The following is a 16,397-nucleotide window of genomic DNA, read 5'->3' as shown; positions in this document are numbered from 1 at the left end:
AATGGCGACGTTCTGCGGCAGGGTAAAACTTTGGTCGTAGAGTATTCGGGGACACGATGCGCTAGCGCCCGCCATACCAGGCCGACGATTGGAACGATCGGTTGCAACCGCCGTGGTTGGGCGGTGCAGCATGCGCACCCATCATTGGCGCACCGACCCACTGCACAGGGACAACGCAATGAGCACCACCACCACGACAGCGGCGCATGTGCTGCGCACCATCCGCGGCATGCCGACCTCCGACGGTGCCGGCGTCAAGCTGACCCGCGTCATCGGCACCCAGCAGTTGCCGGATCTTGACCCGTTTCTGATGCTCGACGAGTTCGGCACCGAGAAGGCCGAGGACTACATCGGCGGTTTTCCAAGCCATCCGCATCGCGGCTTCGAGACGGTGACCTACATGCTCGACGGGCGCATGCGGCACAAGGACAACCACGGCAACGAAGGCCTGCTGACACCGGGCAGCGTGCAGTGGATGACCGCCGGCCGCGGGCTGATCCATTCGGAAATGCCCGAGCAGCAATCCGGGCGCATGCGCGGCTTTCAGCTGTGGGTGAACCTGCCTGCGCGCGACAAGATGACCGAGCCCAAGTACCAGGAGTACGCGCCCGACCACATTCCGGTGGCGCAGCCGGCGCCCGGGGTGACGGTCAAGGTGATCGCCGGCACCGTGGGTGAGGTGGTCGGCCCGATCGTGCAACCTGCCACCAGCCCGGTGTATCTGGATATCGCGCTGGCACCGGGTGCGGTGTGGGACTACCTGCTGCCCGGCGGGCACAACGCGTTTGCGTACGCGTTTGAAGGCGAGGTCGCAGTGGGCGAAGGCGATGCGTCCCGCGCGCTGCCGGCGCAGGAACTGGCCGTGCTGGGCGGTGGCGAGCGGCTGACGCTGCGCGCCGGTGCACAGGGCGCGCAGCTCATCCTGGTTGCCGGCCGCCCGCTCAACGAACCGGTGATGCGGCATGGCCCGTTCGTGATGAATACCAAGCAGGAATTGATGCAGGCGTTCGTCGATTTCCAGGAAGGGCGGTTCTAACCGTGTCGACGTCATGCATCGCAGGAGAATGCCATGAGTGACCGCCCCGTCCATGTCAGCACCGAAGCGGTGCCGTACACCGTCAGCATCCACGATGGGCAGCATCGCTGGGTCGGCGACACCCAACCGGCAAATGGCGGTAGCGATGCCGGGCCGGATCCGGAGTCGCAAGTGCTCGGCGCATTGGGCGCGTGCACCGCGATCACCGTGTCGATGGTGGCGGCACGCAAACAGTGGCCGTTGACGGCGGTGCACGTGCATCTGCATTACACCCAACGTGGTGCAGCAGGCACCGACATCAGCCGAGAGATCGTGCTCGAAGGCGCGCTGGACGACGCGCAACGCGCGCGCTTGATGGAAGTGGCCGACAAATGCCCGATCCATCGGCTGTTGACTGGCGAGGTGCGTATTTCCAGTCGGCTGCAGGCGTCGGACGCTGCCGATCCTGCGGCCTGAGGGTGTCGACAGGTCATCGCATTCGGTCCGGGATGCGGTGACCTGCGGCCAGCAGTCAGCCCATCAGCACGGCAAGCGCCAGACCTGCCGAGGCGCTCATGCGTGGTGCACGCGCGGCATTCACGCCGCGCGGCAACTGGCATTACCTCTAGCGCTGCAACGCAAGACTGGCCGGCTGCAGATCCATCGCCTGCACCAGCGATTGCATTGAGGCGAGTTCTTCGGTGCTGGCGCCGTCGATCCACAGCTGCGCATAGCGCTTCTTGCCCAGTTCCACCACGGTGACGCGGCGCGATTCCATGCCCGGAATGTCACGCCCGCCCAGATCGAGCTTGTACCAGTAGAAGTCTTCCTGCTGGATCTGACCCTTCTCGGCGCGGCGGTCGCGGGCCAGGGTCATGGCCGGGTCGCGGGTGGTGAGCATCACGCCCACCACCTGGCGGCCGTCGGCGGTGACCGCCTTGCAGACCAGATAGTCGGCACCGGCCAGCTCGTTCCACTGCAATCCCGATGCGGGCGGCAAGGGCGGGCAGACCGGCGAGGTCTGGGCGTGGGCGGTTGCGGCGGCCAACAGCAAGGACAGGCCGAACAGGCAGGATGCGGACTTCATTCAAGTGTTCCCCGGCGATGGATGACAATGCGGGGCGACGTCGTCTTTCGTGCCGCTGCACCGTCCCAAGCTCCCCGCTCGAGCGTGCCGTCCACGCGACGTGCTCCGACTACGGGGGTATCACTACCACAATTCTGTGGGCGTGCTCAAGATGGGTCGCATCCCTGCCTGGCATCGCTTGTGTGACGGGGCACTCCCGTTGCGAGACCTGGAGCGGTCGCGGTCGCCAGGCCGGATCCGCGCATGGTTTCAGGGGTAATTGACCGGATTGGGTGCCGGTGTTTCCGGCAGCGGAATGAACTCCTTGTCGTCGCCGGGGATGCTGCCGAAGCGCCCGGCCTGCCAGTCGTCCTTGGCCTGTTCGATACGCTCCTTGGAGCTGGACACGAAGTTCCACCACAAATGACGCGGGCCATCCAGCGGTTCGCCGCCGAGCAGCATGGCCTTGAGCGGCGTCTTGGCGCGCAGGCGCCCACGCGCGCCGGACGAGGGCAGGATCAGGTGGCGCGACGGCACATCGGCGCCATCCAGTTGCGCCTCGCCTTCCAGGATGTACAACGCGCGTTCGGCGTAGCCGGTGTCCAGATCGATCTCGGCATCGGGCGCCAGATCCAGTGCCACATTGAGGGTGCCGCTGAACACCTGCACCGGCGACTCCTCGCCATAGGCGCGGCCGGCGATCACGCGCAGCCACACGCCCTCGCGGCGTTGCTGCGGCAGGCTCGCGGCGGCGTGGTGATGGAACGCCGGGGCGGTCTCTTCGGCCGAACGCGGCAGCGCGATCCAGGTCTGCATGCCATGCAGTGCATGTTCGCGTGCGCGCTCGGGGCCGGGCGTGCGTTCGGAATGGGCGATGCCACGGCCGGCGGTCATCCAGTTGACGTCGCCCGGGCGGATCACCTGATCGGAGCCGAGCGTGTCGCGGTGGCCGATCTCGCCCGCCCACAGGAAGGTCACGGTCGCCAGGCCGATATGCGGATGCGGGCGCACGTCGATGCCGTGGTCCGGCTCCAGCACCGCTGGACCCATGTGGTCGACGAACACGAACGGGCCGATGCTGCGCGCCTGCAGGGTGGGCACGGCGCGACGCACCTGCAGCCCGCCGATGTCGTGGACGCGTGGGGCGATCAGGGTGGTCATGGCGTTAGCTCGTGACGGGTGGGAGCCAAAGCTTCGCATGCACGCCACGCCGTCGCAGCGCCGCCGATCAAGACGGAATGTTCTGTGAGCACCGCCGGGGAGATTGCATCGGTGCCGGGGTCGACTGCGCTGCGCCGGTGCGCCGGGTCGGTGCTACAGCAGGCTTGCCTGTGTGGGCAGGTCGATCTCGCCACGCCGCGAGGCCAGTCGATCGGCCAGGCGCGTGGGCTCGGGCAGGCGATGGGCGCGCAGCGTGCGCAAGGTCCAGTCGAGTGCCCCCTGCATCGAGACGCGATGCCCGGGCGAGACGATCAACGGATTGCAGCGCGGCTTGCTGCGCAGTGCCCAGCCGATCTGCGTGCCGCCCAGCAGGATCGGGCTGTGGTCGCCGCGGTCGGCACCGGGCTCCACGAAGGTCCCGGCCAGCCGTTGCTTGGCCACGCCGATGCTGGGCAGCCCGGTCACCACGCCGAAGTGCGCGGCGATGCCGAGCTTGCGCGGATGCGCGATGCCCTGGCCATCGACGAACACCAGATCCGGCGTACGCGACAGCAGTGCCAGCGCCTGCAGCAACGCCGGCAATTCGCGAAAGCTGAGCAGGCCAGGCACATACGGCATCGAGGTGGGCACGCGCGCCACATGCGTTTCCAGCGGACGCAAGGTCTGCGCGTCCAGCAGCACGGCGGCGGCCCGTGTGGTCTGGCCATCGTCTTCGAAGCCGACATCGAAACCGGCCAGCAACTGTGGCGTGGCGACGACTTCGTCCTGCAACACCACGCGGTGTGCCAGTTGCTGCTGCAACTGTCGCGCCTGTGCGGCGCTGCCGTCCCAATCGGCGAATACGGGAGCGATGCTGGACATGGCAGCAGCATCGCGCCCCGCACGTGGGCAGATCGTGCACGCCAGCGATGCGCCGGCTGCCGCTACAATCGCAGGCTGATCGGCCCCCAATCGGAGAACCGTAGTGACCCGCAAACTCGTACTGCTGCGCCATGGCCAGAGCCAATGGAACCTGGACAACCGCTTCACCGGCTGGGTGGACGTGGAACTTACCGAGCAGGGCCGCCAGGAAGCCACCGCGGCCGGCAAGCTGATGAAGGACGAAGGGCTGCAGTTCGATGTTGCCCACACCTCGGTGCTCAAGCGCGCCATCCACACGCTGCAGGGCGCACTGAAGGAACTCGATCAGGACTGGCTGCCGGTGTCCAAGAGCTGGCGCCTTAACGAACGCCATTACGGCGGCCTGCAGGGGTTGGACAAGGCCGAAACCGCGGCCAAGCACGGCGAAGAGCAGGTCAAGATCTGGCGCCGCTCGTACGACATCCCGCCGCCGGCGATGGACGTCAACGATCCGGGCCACCCCTGCCACGACCGTCGCTACGCCACGCTGGATCGCAATGCATTGCCGGGCACCGAGTCCTTGGCGACCACGCTGGTGCGCGTGTTGCCGTATTGGCACGACGCCATCGCGCCGCAGCTGAAAGCCGGGCAGACCGTGCTGGTGACCGCGCACGGCAATTCGTTGCGCGCGCTGTACAAGTACCTCAATGACGTCTCCAACGAGCAGATCCTGGAGCTCAACATCCCCACCGGCATCCCGCTGTTGTTCGAGCTGGACGACAACCTGCAGGTGCAGAGCTACCGCTATCTCGGCGATCCAGAAGCGGCCAAGCGTGCGGCCGAGGCGGTAGCCAACCAAGGCAAGGCGAAGTAGGCCTATGCCCGATGCCGCGCGTGCAGGCGCGGCGTGGAGTATCCACGGCGCAGCGAGCGCGTTGCGGCACTTCCATCCGGTACGCCGGGTGCTGCGTGGTTCAGCGCCCGGCGTCTCACGCATGCAGGGACGACAGGATGTCCGCCAGACGCAGGCACCAGAACGTGAGCGCCATCTACTGCCGTGCCTATCTGGTCACGGTAGGGGTTTTGCTGGCAGGCGCCAGCGCTGCATTCGGGATAGTGGCCGCCGGCAGCGTCTCCAGCGACGCACTGCTGGTGGCGCTGCTGATCTGCATCATGGGTGTGTTGCTGCTGGCGTTCGGGCTGTTTGGGCCTTCGCGCCCTATGGAATCCTGGGCGGGCGCGGCCTCCGGGCATGAAGTCGCGCTCGTGCTGATGCTGTTGGCGTATCCGGTGTATCTGCTGATGGCGCCGTTTTACGCGCGGAAATGACTGCACTCGGCGGCGCGTCCCTGCGCCGGAGTGCAGTGTCTGATCGGTCGACGATAGAACATGGTGAATGTCCGCCTGGATGGGGCGCAGATGATCTGTCGACGGCGTTGATGTGTTTTCGATAAGGCGCGGCATCCAACCTCACGCTGTTCTGGTGCCGCTGCAAGCATTTGTGTGGTTGTCTCCCAGACGGCTACCTACTTTTTTCGACCGCGTACGACGCGGTCTTGTGCCTTGGAGAATCCAATGAAGTTGAGCAAGTTTGCCCCGCTGTCGCTTGCGGTGGCCAGTGTGGTGGCGCTATCTGCGTGCGGTGCCTCCGACGACTCCGCCAAGGCGGCGCCCACCACCCCGCGGGCGGTACCGACCAAGGTGGATGTCTCCAAGCTCGATGCGCCGATCGTGGCGTTCGCTAGCGCCGATCTGGATCCGGCCATCAACGCGTGCCAGGACCTCAACGGCTTCGTCAACGCCAAATGGCTCAAGGCACACCCGGTGCCGTCCGATCGCAGCAGCTGGGGCAGTTTCGAAGTACTCGCCGAGCGCTCGTTGACCATCCAGCACGCGCTGGTGGAACAGTTGGCGCGCGGCAATCTGTCGGCCGGCTCGGTGGATGCCAAGATCGCCGACCTGTGGCGGACCGGCTCGGACGAGGTGGCCATCGACAAGGCCGGCATTGCCCCGCTGCAGCCGCAGTTGAAGGCCATCGATGCGCTGACCGACGCGCCTGCCATCGCGGCATGGCTGCGCGACAGCTACGCGCAGGGCCAGGGTTTCGTGTTCTCGTTCGGTGCCAATGCCGACTACAAGAATTCCGAACAGATGATCGCCTATGCAGGGCAGGGCGGCCTGGGCTTGCCCGAGAAGGGCTATTACACCGATCCGGCGCAGGCCAGGATCCGCGAGCAGTATGTGGCCTACATCGCGCGCGTGCTGGAGTTGTCCGGCATTCCCGCCGCGCAGGCGGCCACGCAAGCCAAGGCCGTGATGGCGTTCGAGACCCGCCTGGCGGCCGCCTCGCTTTCGCGCATCGAGTTGCGCGACCCGGCCAAGCGCTACAACCCGGTCGATGTGGCCGGCGCCAACGCAGTGACGCCGCACTTTGACTGGCAGGCGTTCTTCACCGCGCTCAAGGTGCCGGCCGGGACGTTTTCGCTGAGCCAGCCAGACTATTTCGCCGAGCTCGATGCGATGCTGGCCGACACGCCGGTGGAGACCTGGAAGGCGTACCTGCGTTTCCACAGCGTGGATGAGGCGGCGCCGTATCTGGCCAAGCCGTTCGAGCAGGCCAATTTCGATTTCTATTCGAAGACGCTGCGCGGCCAGCAGGACATGCTGCCGCGCTGGAAGCGCACCTTGAATGCGGTCAACGAAGCGATGGGCGAGGCGCTGGGCCAGCTGTATGTGCAGTCCGCGTTCCCCGCCGAATCGAAGGAACAGATGCAGCAGCTGGTGCAGAACCTGTCGGTCGCCCTGAAGGCACGGCTGGAAAAACTCGACTGGATGAGCGCGGACACCAAGCAGCGCGCGCTGGAAAAGTGGGCCAGCTTTACGCCCAAGATCGGTTACCCGGATCAATGGCGGGATTGGTCGGGCCTGGAGACGCGCGGCGATGGGTTCCTGGCCAACATGCAGGCCGCGCAGGCGTTCAACTACCGCTACATGCTGGACAAGATCGGCAAGCCGGTCGACAAGCGCGAGTGGCATATGACCCCGCAGACGGTCAACGCGTACTACAACGCCACCCGCAACGAGATCGTGTTCCCGGCGGCGATCCTGCAACCGCCGTTCTTCGATCCCAAGGCCGATCCAGCGCTCAATTACGGGGGGATCGGCGCGGTGATCGGGCACGAAATGATGCATGGCTACGACGACTCGGGCAGCCAGTTCGATGCCAAGGGCAACTTCGCTACCTGGTGGACCGATGCGGACCGCAAGTTGTTCACCCAGCGCACCGATCAGTTGGTGGCGCAGTTCGATGGCTACGAAGCGATTCCCGGCGTGCACGTCAAGGGCAAGCTGACCCTTGGAGAAAACATCGGCGACCTGGGCGGCCTGACGGTGGCCTACGACGCCTTGCAGATGGCGCTGAAGGAACAACCCGATGCCAACAAGGACATCGACGGCCATTCGCAGGATCAGCGCTTTTTCATGAACTGGGCAACGGTATGGCGTCGTAATTTCACCGATGGCGAACTGCGTGTGCGGCTGAACACCGACCCGCATGCACCGGCGAATTTCCGCGCCAATGGCGCGCCGTCGAACATGCCGGCATTTGCACAGGCGTTTGCATGCAAGCCCGGCGATGCGATGGTGCGTGCGGACAAGGATCGCGTGGCGATCTGGTAAGCAGGTGTTGGAACGATTGCGTTCGCCGTGGTGGGCGCAATCGTTTTTCCTGGTGCCGGCATCGATCGAGCAGACGCCTGTTTCCAGCGCAGAGAACAATCGTCGAGGCGCGTCAGAAAATCTCGGCGGAATCGCTGCCTGCGCGTCGGCGCCGATGTGGCTTGCGAGCGGTCGCAGCGACGATCTTCAACGCAAAACCGCTTGTTTGCAGCATTGTCGGGGCCGCTCGCGTGCCAGCCTGTGCACACGCAGCTACCAGCGCTGCATCTACACTGCGGCGCTGGCAATTTCGGGCTCGGCAGTGACCAAGCGTAACGTCTTCAAATGGATCGGCATCGGCATGCTGGTCCTAGTGCTGGGCAGCGTGCTGTCGCTGTACGGCTATGGCCGTTTTGCCGATCGCCAACGCGGGCCGGTGAGTCACGCGCTGCCGGCGACGGCCGTGACCACGTCGATCGACCAGGCGGTTGCACCTTTGCAGCAAGCGCATGCCGACCGGACCGGCATGGTGATCCTGTCCGACAACATCGATGCGTTTGCCGTGCGTGCGCTGACCGCGCGTGCGGCCGGGCGCAGCCTGGATCTGCAGTACTACATCTGGCACGCAGATTTCACTGGCAACCTGCTGCACAACGAGCTGCTGCGCGCGGCCGATCGCGGGGTGCGCGTGCGGTTGCTGCTGGACGACATGAATATCCATGGCAGCGATTCGGTCCTGGCGGCGCTCGACAGCCACCCGATGATCGAGATCCGTCTGTTCAATCCCACCCGCGCGCGCGAAGGCACGTTGATGCGCGGGGTGGAGATGGTGCTGCGCATGTTCAGCATCAACCGGCGCATGCACAACAAGGCCTGGATTGCCGACGGACGGATTGCGGTGGTCGGTGGGCGCAATGTGGGCGACGAATACTTCGATGCTGCGCGCGATACCAATTTCATGGACATGGACGCCGCCGTGCTGGGGCCGACGGTGCAGCAGGCCGAGCGCAACTTCGATGCCTACTGGAACAGCCCGAATGCCTTGCCGCTGGCCGCGCTGGTGACCGCAAAACCGCAGGCGCTGGAAGCGTTGCGCGGCAGCCTGGATGCCGGCATGGCGTCGGCACGCGCGCATCCGTATGTGGAGCGCTTGCGGCGCTCGCCCGGCGTGCATGCGTTGATGCAGGGCGACCGCCCGGTGCATTGGCTCGCGCATGCGCGCATCGTGTCCGACCCGCCGGAAAAAGCCGATGGCGCGCAGCCGCAAGCGGACTGGATGACGCCGGTACTGATCGGCGAGATGGCGCATGCGCAGCGCGAGTTGAAGGTGATCTCGCCGTACTTCGTTCCGGGCGAGGAAGGCATGCGCTGGATCGGCGATCTACGTCGGCACAAGGTGCGTGTGAACATCCTCACCAACTCGCTGGCGGCAAACGACGTGGTGGCCGTGCACAGCGGCTACGCCGATTACCGCGTGCCGCTGTTGCAACAGGGCGTGCACCTGCATGAGCTCAAGCCGATGGGCAAGCCGGATGGAAGCCTGTTCGGGTCCAGCGGTGCCAGCCTGCACACCAAGGCGTTCGTGGTCGACGACACGCGTGGTTTCATCGGCTCGTTCAATCTCGATCCGCGCTCGATGAATCTCAATACCGAGATGGGCCTGCTGTTCGAGGACCGCACCGTCACTGCGGAGCTCGAGCGTCTTTACAACCACAAGGTCAGTGCGGCGGTGAGTTATCGGGTCACCCTGGAACAGGGCGCGCTGCGCTGGCACGACGATGCCGCGCAGCCGCCGCGCGTCTGGACGCGCGAGCCGGAAGCCAGTGTCTGGCGCCGCAGCGCTGCGAAGCTGCTTGGCTGGTTACCGCTGGATTCGCAGCTGTAAGGCTTGGCGGCGCCTGCGCTGGTCACGCATGTCGAACGCTTACGGTGATGTGGTGCGGCCGACAAAACCGCTGCGCTCGCCGCCGGCCCGGCGCGGCCGGTGCCCGCTGCGGCAGATGGCATGCGGACGCACCGACTGGATCGTGCCGTCCACACCTGGCTGACGACTGCGCGCTAGGGGGCGTTGCCGCGCTTAGTGCATGCGGGAACGGGAAAGGGGAGACTCCGCGCGCGCCCGCGCATCGCCTGCAGCGCGTTGCGAAACGGGCTGTGCAAGCAAGGCTGCACGTGCCTGTGCCCAGTCGGGGCGGGGCTCTGCCTGCGGGCAATGCACGGCCGGCAGCAGTTGCAGCGGTGGCTGGCCGCAGTGCGCGTCGTCGACCACACGGGCAGCGGGTGCCAGCAATGCAGCACAGCCGATGGTGGCACCTGCCGCGATGACGGGGTCGACAATCACCGAGTCGACACTGACCGGATCGATAAACAGGCCATCGTCAAGATCGCGCGTCGTCATGTTGCACCTCCGGTCCCGGGACGGCGATGCCGCCGCTTCGGGTGACCCGCGCAATGCTGGGTCTTCAGTCAGGTTAGCGGCAGCAACGGCGGATCTTTAGGCTGCCGTGGACGCCAACGCAGCGGCAGCGCGGGCTGTGGCCGGAAGACCCGGCCCGCGTGGCGGGCGCCGGACTGCCGCGTGTATCGCGGTCTTGAATGCGCCGCCAGGCGCCAGGCGTGGGCCGCGTTGTGCACGCCCGCGGTCGACGCTACCTGGGCGCCGCAGGCGGTGCCTACTGCAGCTGCGTTACGATCTCCCGCGCCATCGCACCCAGCGGCAGGATGCGATCCGCACCACCGCGTTTGATCGCTTCCTTGGGCATGCCGAACACGATGCTGGTGTGTTCGTCCTGCGCCACCGTGCGCGCGCCGGCCTGGCGCATTTCCAGCAGCCCGGCGGCGCCGTCGTCGCCCATGCCGGTCATGATGATGCCCAGCGCATTGCTGCCGGCCGCACGCGCGGCCGAGCGGAACAGCACATCCACCGACGGACGGTGCCGGTTGACCGGCGGGCCTTCCATCACTTCGACGAAATATTGCGCGCCGCTGCGGCGTAGCAGCAGATGTTTGCCGCCCGGCGCGATCAACGCGCGCCCCGGCATCACCCGGTCGTTGTTGGCCGCTTCCTTCACTGCGATCTGGCACAGGCCGTTGAGGCGGGCGGCGAAGGCGGCGGTGAATTTCTCCGGCATGTGCTGCACGATCACGATGCCGGGGCACACGCGCGGCAAGGCAGTGAGCACTTCTTCCAGCGCCTGGGTGCCGCCGGTCGAGGTGCCGATCGCGACGATGCGCTCGGTGGTCTGCGCCAGCGCACGCCCGCTTTGCGCGGGGAGGATCACGTCGGCGGTGTGCTTGACCTCCGCTTCCAGCGGCACGGCGGCCACGCGTGCGGCCAGGCGCTTGACGTTGGCGCGTGCGGCGCTGCGCACCGTGGCGACCAGTTCGTCGGCAGAATCGGTCAGGAATTGCTTGAGTCCCAGGCGCGGCTTGGTCACCACCGCCACCGCACCGGCGGCCAGGGCATCCATGGTGACGCGCGCGCCTTTTTCGGTGAGCGTCGAACAGATCACCACCGGGGTGGGGCGCTCGCTCATGATCTTGCGCAGGAAGGTGATGCCGTCCATGCGCGGCATCTCCACATCCAGCACGATCACGTCCGGCCATTGCTTGCGCATCTTCTCGATCGCCAGCAGCGGATCGGCCGCGGTGGCGATGACCTCGATGTCGGCCGCGTCGTTGAGCACACCCACCAATACCTGGCGCACCACCGCCGAGTCGTCGACGACCATGGCCTTGATGGAATCGGTGCGGGCACCAGGGCTGGCGGCAGGGCGGTTGAAGGCTGTGGACACAGTGAATCCTTGGCTCAGGCCTTGCGGAAGATCGAGGGTGCCACCTGGACCAGATCGATGTCGAGTTCGCTCAGGCTCTCGGAATGGCCGATGCAGAAATGCCCGCCGGATTTGAGGGTGGCGAGCACGCGCAGGATGACTTCGCGCTTGGTCTGCCCATTGAAATAGATCATGACGTTGCGCAGGAAGATCGCATCGAAGCTCCCCAATGCAGGCAACGCGGCGTTGAGGTTGGCGTGCACGAACTGCACCCGCTCGCGCAGGCGCCGTTCCACCAGCAAGGTGCCGGCATACTCGCCCTGGCCGCGCAGGCAGTAGCGCTTGAGATACGCCTGCGGAATGCCGTCGATGCGTTGCAGCGCGTAATGCCCGGTGCGCGCCTTGGCCAGCACGCGCGTGCTGATGTCGGTGCCGACCACCTCGAACGGGCGCCCCTGCAAGGTGTCGTCCAGCACCATCGCCATGCTGTAGGCCTCTTCGCCGCTGGAACTGGCCGCGCTCCAGCAACGGAACGGCAGCCCGCCGCGATGTTCGCCGGCCAGTTTGCGCAGCAGCTCGAAGTGCTTGGGCTCGCGGAAGAAATAGGTTTCGTTGGTGGTCAGCAGGTCGATCGCGGTCTGAATCTCCGCGCGGTCCTGGCGGCTTTCCAGCAACTGCAGATACTGCGTGTAGTTGCTGAACTGATGTTCGCGCAGGCGCTTGCCCAGGCGGCCGCACAACATGGCTTTTTTACCTGACGAAATGCTGATGCCGGCGGCTTCGAAGATGAAACGCTGGAAGCGGCCGAACTCCTGCTCGGTGATGGCGGTAGCGGTACTCATCGGCTCAGGCCACATCCGCATCGCTGCTGAGCGTGGTGTCGCTCAATCGGGCGATACGCACGGCATGCTCGCGCCACCAGTCCGACAGCATCGGCCCGGGCATCGGCGACCCCATCAGATAGCCTTGCGCCAGATCGCAGCCCAGCTCGCGCAGCAGGCGCCAATCGTCCGGGGTTTCCACGCCTTCTGCCACGGCCGTCAGTTCCAGGCGATGGGCCAGCTCCAGCGTGGATTCGAGCACCGTACGCTGGCTGCGGCTGCGATGCGCGGCCTGCACGAAGCTGCGGTCCAGCTTGAGTTCGGTGAACGGGATGCTGGCCAGACGTTGCAGCGACGAGAAGCCGGTGCCGTAATCGTCGATGGACAGCCCGAAACCGTGCAGGCGCAGGCGCGCAAGCATGCTCAGCGCATTGGCCGGTTCCACGATGGCGCTTTCGGTCAGCTCCAGCACCAGATCCGCCGGACGCAGTCCGTTGTCGCTGAGCTTGGCGCACAGTTGTTCGAGAAAATCCTCTTCGCTGAGCAACCGGGGTGACAGGTTCAACGCCAGGCTCAGCTGAAAACCTTCGCTGCGCCAATCCACCAGTTGCGCAATCGCCTTGTCGATCACCTGCTGGGTCAGGGCGTGGATCAAGCCTTCGCGCTCTGCCAGCGGAATGAAGCGATCCGGCCCGATCATGTCGCCTTGCGGACGACGCCAGCGCGCCAGCGCTTCCACACCGCGCAGGCGGCCATCTTTCAGATCGAGTTTGGGTTGATAGGCCACGCGGATTTCGCCGCGCCGCATCGCGCGGTCCAGGCGCGAGGCCGCCGCGCCGCCGCTGGACATCAACGGCGAGATCGCCGTTTGCACGAAGCTCGGCACGCTGGCGCTGGATTCGGGTTCGCACTCCAGCACGGTGGCCAGGTCCTGCAGGTTCATCGGTTTCTCGATGCCGCCCAACACACGCACGCCGGCGCTGCGGCTGAGCTGCATCACCGCATCGATCAGCGCGCCGCCGCGTTGCGACACCACCACCACCGGCACGTTGTGCTTGCCGCGCGCCAGCGCATCGAGCAGTTGCACGCCGTCCATGCCCGGCATTTCCAGGTCGATCAGCAACAGCGAGGGCGCGGTGGCGTGGACCAGCCAGGCCAACGCGGCGTGGCCATCGACGGCGCCGTCGACCGTGCTGGCGCCGAGCTGGCGACACAAGGCCATGGCGTGCTCGCGTTGCACCACGCTGTCGTCGACCACCAGCACCGGGCCGGTGAGCGTGCAGTTGCAGGAGAGGAGGGCGGGGCGCATGGGAATCCTTGCGTGCATGCGGCAGTCAGGCCGCCAACGTGGCGGCGGGGAGCTGGGCGAGCGCATCGCGGCCCAGTACGGCATCGGCATCGAGCAGGATCACGAAACGCTCGCCGATCTTGCCCATGGCATGGATGAAATCGCGCGAGATGCCGGCGCCGAAGCTGGGCGTCTGGACGATGTCACCCGGTGCGATCTCCAGCACTTCGCTGACCGCATCCACCAGCAGGCCGAGCACGTGGTGTGCATCGCCCTGCGCGATCTCCACGATCACGATGCAGCTGCGCTTGGTGATGGCGCTGGCATCGCGGCCGAAACGCTGCTGCAGGTCCACCACCGGCACCACCGCGCCGCGCAGGTTGATCACCCCGCGTAGCGCCGCCGGCATCATCGGCACGTCGGTGGGGACGCGGTATTCGATGATTTCCTTGATGCCCAGGATGCCCAGGCCGAACATTTCCCCGGCCAACAAAAAGGTCAGGTACTGCTGCGGTGCCGTCGGCGACGGTGCGGTGCTGGTGCTGTGCGCGTGCATCGTCGGCTCCTCAGAAGCTGGCGAACTGCGATTCGTCGATGGTGTCGGCGGTTGCCGCCACCACGCCGAGCTGACGCACGTTGGTGCGGCGTGGCGGTGCGCTGGTCGGCGCGGAGTGGCTGGCCTGCACGACACGGCGTGGGCCGCTCTTGGTGCCTGCGCCGCGCCCGCCATTGCCCAGGCGGAAGAAGCCCATCAATTGCTGCAGCTGCTCGGCCTGCGCGCTCATTTCCTCGGAGGTGGCGGCCAGTTCTTCGGCATTGGCGGCAGCCGACTGCGTGGTCTGGTTCAACTGACCCACCGCGGTATTGATCTGGCTGACCCCGGCGGTCTGTTCTTCGGAGGCTGCCGCGATTTCCTGCACCAGGTCGGAGGTGCGGCGGATCGAGGGCACCATCTCGCCGAGCACACGGCCGGCGCTTTCGGCCAGTTCCACGCTGGAGCCGGCCACCTCGCCGATTTCCTGCGCGGCGATCTGGCTGCGCTCGGCCAGCTTGCGCACTTCGGCGGCCACCACCGCAAAGCCCTTGCCGTGTTCGCCGGCGCGCGCCGCTTCGATCGCAGCATTGAGCGCCAGCAGGTTGGTCTGGTAGGCGATGTCGTCGATGATGCCGATCTTCTTGGCGATGTCCTTCATCGCCACCACGGTGGCGCGCACGGTGTCGCCACCGTCGGCCGCTTCGCTGGCGGCCTTGGCGGCCATGCTGTCGGTGACGCGTGCGTTCTCGGTGTTCTGCGCGATGGAGGCGGTCATCTGTTCCAGCGAGGCGCTGGTTTCTTCCACGCCGGCCGCCTGTTCGCTGGCGGCCTGCGCCAGCGCCTGCGCGGTGGCGCTGACCTCTTCCGAGGCACTGGCCAGGTTCTCGGCGTTGCGGTTGACCTCATCGACGATCTCGGTGAGCCGGCTCATGGTGGTGTTGACGTAGCGCTGCATGTCGGCAAACGCGCCTTCGTAGCGGCCTTCCACGGTATGGGTGAGGTCGCCGTCGGCCATCGCGCCCATCACCTGGATGACTTCGGAAATGCTGCGCAGGTTGCCGCGCGCCCGTTCCACGGTGTCGTTGATGAAGGCCTTCTTGCCCGGCAGCGGCGCCAGCGGCGCATCGAAGTTGCCACGGCCGAACTCGGCCACCACGCCCATCGCCAGCTTTTTGACCGCGATATGCGCGCCGACCATCTGGTTGATGCCCAGCGCCATGCTGCGGAAGTCGCCATCGAAGCGCGCGCTGTCGATGATCACGTCGATATCGCCGGCTTCGTGCTCGGCCGACATGTGGTTGATCTCGGCGATCAGTCCGGTGAGGTTGCCGCGCACCTGGTCGATGGTCTCGTTGATGAAGCGCTTCTTGCCCGGCAGCTGCGGCAGTTGTGCGGTGAAGTTGCCGCGACCGAACTCGGCCACGCAGGCGATGGCCTGCTTCTTGACCGCGATATGCCCTGCCACCATCGCATTGATGCCTTCGGCCATGCGACGGAAATCGCCGGTGAAGCGCTGCGTGTCGATGACCACGTCGATATCGCCGCCATCGTGCTCGGCTGCCATGCGGTTGACCTCGGCGACCAGGCCGGTGAGGTTGCCGCGGATCTGGTCCACCACCTCGTTGATGAAGGCCTTCTTGCCCGGCAGGCGTTCCAGCTCGGCGGAAAAATTGCCGCGGGCGAATTCGGCCACGCAGGCCATGGCCTGCTTCTTCACCGCGATATGGTTGGCGACCATGCGATTGATGCCTTCGCCCATGGTGCGGAAGTCGCCGTCGAAACGTGCCACATCGATGCGTGCATCGATTTCGCCGGCATCGTGTTCGCGCGAGACGCGATTGATCTCTTCATTGACGTGGCGGATGCCGCCCTGCAGCTTGCGCAAGCCGCGCAGCACCTCGCCGGCATGCTCGTCGCGTGTCTGCGGCAGGGCGACATCGAAATTGCCGCGCGAGAATGCGTCCAGCGTGGTCGTCGCCAGGTCCAGCGCGCCGCCGGCGATGCGGATCGCCCACACCAGCAGTGCGCCGCTGATGAGTGCTGCCACGACGCTGGCGCCGAGCAGGGCCGCGTGCGACAGCGTCAGCGCAAAGCCGGCGACGATCACGAGGACGGGCAGGGCCACCGCAAGCGCGGCGGTGAACCATAACTGGGTAGCGATCGGAAGACGGTGTGACATGGCGATGATTCCTGGAGTCAGGTAACAACGAACGACGCGGGTTGTGGGAGCGGGACGACGAA

The 16,397-nt window shown here is 66.1% G+C and carries 15 protein-coding genes; 6 read left to right on the top strand and 9 right to left on the bottom strand.

The features are described 5' to 3' along the window. Positions 1-178: 178 nt before the first annotated feature. Positions 179-1,036, top strand: coding sequence for a pirin family protein (locus VZ068_RS14250; protein WP_259151599.1), 858 nt, complete (start codon positions 179-181; stop codon positions 1,034-1,036). A 33-nt stretch (positions 1,037-1,069) separates the two neighbouring features. Beyond that, positions 1,070-1,492, top strand: coding sequence for an OsmC family protein (locus VZ068_RS14245; RefSeq protein ID WP_349655657.1), 423 nt, complete (start codon positions 1,070-1,072; stop codon positions 1,490-1,492). A 148-nt stretch (positions 1,493-1,640) separates the two neighbouring features. On the opposite strand, the gene VZ068_RS14240 is transcribed toward VZ068_RS14245, so the two are convergent. From VZ068_RS14240 to nfi, 3 genes are all read right to left on the bottom strand, one after another. Then, the gene (locus VZ068_RS14240; RefSeq protein WP_259151596.1) at positions 1,641-2,102 is read right to left on the bottom strand and encodes a hypothetical protein; all 462 of its coding nucleotides are present in this window, start codon (positions 2,100-2,102) and stop codon (positions 1,641-1,643) included. Between the two features lie 249 nt (positions 2,103-2,351). Then, the gene (locus tag VZ068_RS14235; RefSeq protein ID WP_259151595.1) at positions 2,352-3,242 is read right to left on the bottom strand and encodes a pirin family protein; all 891 of its coding nucleotides are present in this window, start codon (positions 3,240-3,242) and stop codon (positions 2,352-2,354) included. A 153-nt stretch (positions 3,243-3,395) separates the two neighbouring features. After that, on the bottom strand, positions 3,396-4,103 hold the full coding sequence (nfi, locus tag VZ068_RS14230) for a deoxyribonuclease V (RefSeq protein ID WP_349655656.1): 708 nt from the start codon (positions 4,101-4,103) through the stop codon (positions 3,396-3,398). 103 nt (positions 4,104-4,206) lie between these two features. On the opposite strand from nfi, the gene gpmA reads away from it, so the two are divergent. The 4 genes from gpmA (at position 4,207) to VZ068_RS14210 (ending at position 9,624) form a co-directional block, all read left to right on the top strand. After that, positions 4,207-4,956, top strand: a complete 750-nt coding sequence (gene gpmA / locus VZ068_RS14225; RefSeq protein WP_259161245.1) for a 2,3-diphosphoglycerate-dependent phosphoglycerate mutase — start codon at positions 4,207-4,209, stop codon at positions 4,954-4,956. Between the two features lie 137 nt (positions 4,957-5,093). After that, complete coding sequence (locus tag VZ068_RS14220) at positions 5,094-5,411, top strand: hypothetical protein (protein WP_349655655.1); 318 nt, start codon at positions 5,094-5,096, stop codon at positions 5,409-5,411. A gap of 246 nt (positions 5,412-5,657) precedes the next feature. Next, a complete protein-coding gene (locus VZ068_RS14215; protein WP_349655654.1) occupies positions 5,658-7,760 on the top strand; it encodes a M13-type metalloendopeptidase in 2,103 nt (700 codons plus the stop codon). Between the two features lie 301 nt (positions 7,761-8,061). Next, positions 8,062-9,624 carry a phospholipase D family protein gene (locus VZ068_RS14210; RefSeq protein WP_349655653.1) on the top strand — a complete coding sequence of 521 codons (1,563 nt, stop codon included), beginning with the start codon at positions 8,062-8,064 and terminating at the stop codon, positions 9,622-9,624. 192 nt (positions 9,625-9,816) lie between these two features. Here the strand turns inward: VZ068_RS14210 and VZ068_RS14205 are convergent, their stop codons facing one another. From VZ068_RS14205 to VZ068_RS14180, 6 genes are all read right to left on the bottom strand, one after another. After that, a complete protein-coding gene (locus VZ068_RS14205; protein WP_349655652.1) occupies positions 9,817-10,137 on the bottom strand; it encodes a hypothetical protein in 321 nt (106 codons plus the stop codon). Between the two features lie 274 nt (positions 10,138-10,411). Then, entirely contained in the window at positions 10,412-11,551 is a 1,140-nt protein-coding gene (locus tag VZ068_RS14200) for a chemotaxis response regulator protein-glutamate methylesterase (protein ID WP_259152491.1), read from the bottom strand. Beyond that, positions 11,548-12,354 carry a protein-glutamate O-methyltransferase CheR gene (locus tag VZ068_RS14195; protein WP_259151583.1) on the bottom strand — a complete coding sequence of 269 codons (807 nt, stop codon included), beginning with the start codon at positions 12,352-12,354 and terminating at the stop codon, positions 11,548-11,550. Before VZ068_RS14195 ends, VZ068_RS14200 begins: the two co-directional genes overlap by 4 nt. 4 nt (positions 12,355-12,358) lie before the next feature. Next, positions 12,359-13,642: an EAL domain-containing response regulator gene (locus VZ068_RS14190; RefSeq protein ID WP_259151580.1), complete on the bottom strand. Its 1,284-nt coding sequence runs from the start codon at positions 13,640-13,642 to the stop codon at positions 12,359-12,361. Between the two features lie 25 nt (positions 13,643-13,667). Then, on the bottom strand, positions 13,668-14,177 hold the full coding sequence (locus VZ068_RS14185; RefSeq protein ID WP_259151578.1) for a chemotaxis protein CheW: 510 nt from the start codon (positions 14,175-14,177) through the stop codon (positions 13,668-13,670). A 10-nt stretch (positions 14,178-14,187) separates the two neighbouring features. Beyond that, complete coding sequence (locus VZ068_RS14180) at positions 14,188-16,335, bottom strand: methyl-accepting chemotaxis protein (protein ID WP_259151575.1); 2,148 nt, start codon at positions 16,333-16,335, stop codon at positions 14,188-14,190. Positions 16,336-16,397: the final 62 nt, after the last annotated feature.

This window comes from Xanthomonas sp. 10-10 (genome assembly GCF_040182365.1).
Classification (GTDB): domain Bacteria; phylum Pseudomonadota; class Gammaproteobacteria; order Xanthomonadales; family Xanthomonadaceae; genus Xanthomonas; species Xanthomonas arboricola_F.
The sequence above is the reverse complement of the archived record's forward strand: the minus strand, read 5'-3'. Positions and strand labels throughout refer to the sequence as shown.

Coding starts and splice junctions, on each gene's coding strand:
- VZ068_RS14185 (WP_259151578.1), bottom strand. CDS start 14,177: ATGCACGCGCACAGCACCAGCACCGCACCGTCGCCGACGGCACCGCAG.
- VZ068_RS14205 (WP_349655652.1), bottom strand. CDS start 10,137: ATGACGACGCGCGATCTTGACGATGGCCTGTTTATCGATCCGGTCAGT.
- VZ068_RS14240 (WP_259151596.1), bottom strand. CDS start 2,102: ATGAAGTCCGCATCCTGCCTGTTCGGCCTGTCCTTGCTGTTGGCCGCC.
- VZ068_RS14220 (WP_349655655.1), top strand. CDS start 5,094: ATGTCCGCCAGACGCAGGCACCAGAACGTGAGCGCCATCTACTGCCGT.
- VZ068_RS14180 (WP_259151575.1), bottom strand. CDS start 16,335: ATGTCACACCGTCTTCCGATCGCTACCCAGTTATGGTTCACCGCCGCG.
- VZ068_RS14190 (WP_259151580.1), bottom strand. CDS start 13,642: ATGCGCCCCGCCCTCCTCTCCTGCAACTGCACGCTCACCGGCCCGGTG.
- VZ068_RS14245 (WP_349655657.1), top strand. CDS start 1,070: ATGAGTGACCGCCCCGTCCATGTCAGCACCGAAGCGGTGCCGTACACC.
- VZ068_RS14250 (WP_259151599.1), top strand. CDS start 179: ATGAGCACCACCACCACGACAGCGGCGCATGTGCTGCGCACCATCCGC.
- VZ068_RS14195 (WP_259151583.1), bottom strand. CDS start 12,354: ATGAGTACCGCTACCGCCATCACCGAGCAGGAGTTCGGCCGCTTCCAG.
- VZ068_RS14235 (WP_259151595.1), bottom strand. CDS start 3,242: ATGACCACCCTGATCGCCCCACGCGTCCACGACATCGGCGGGCTGCAG.
- nfi (WP_349655656.1), bottom strand. CDS start 4,103: ATGTCCAGCATCGCTCCCGTATTCGCCGATTGGGACGGCAGCGCCGCA.
- VZ068_RS14215 (WP_349655654.1), top strand. CDS start 5,658: ATGAAGTTGAGCAAGTTTGCCCCGCTGTCGCTTGCGGTGGCCAGTGTG.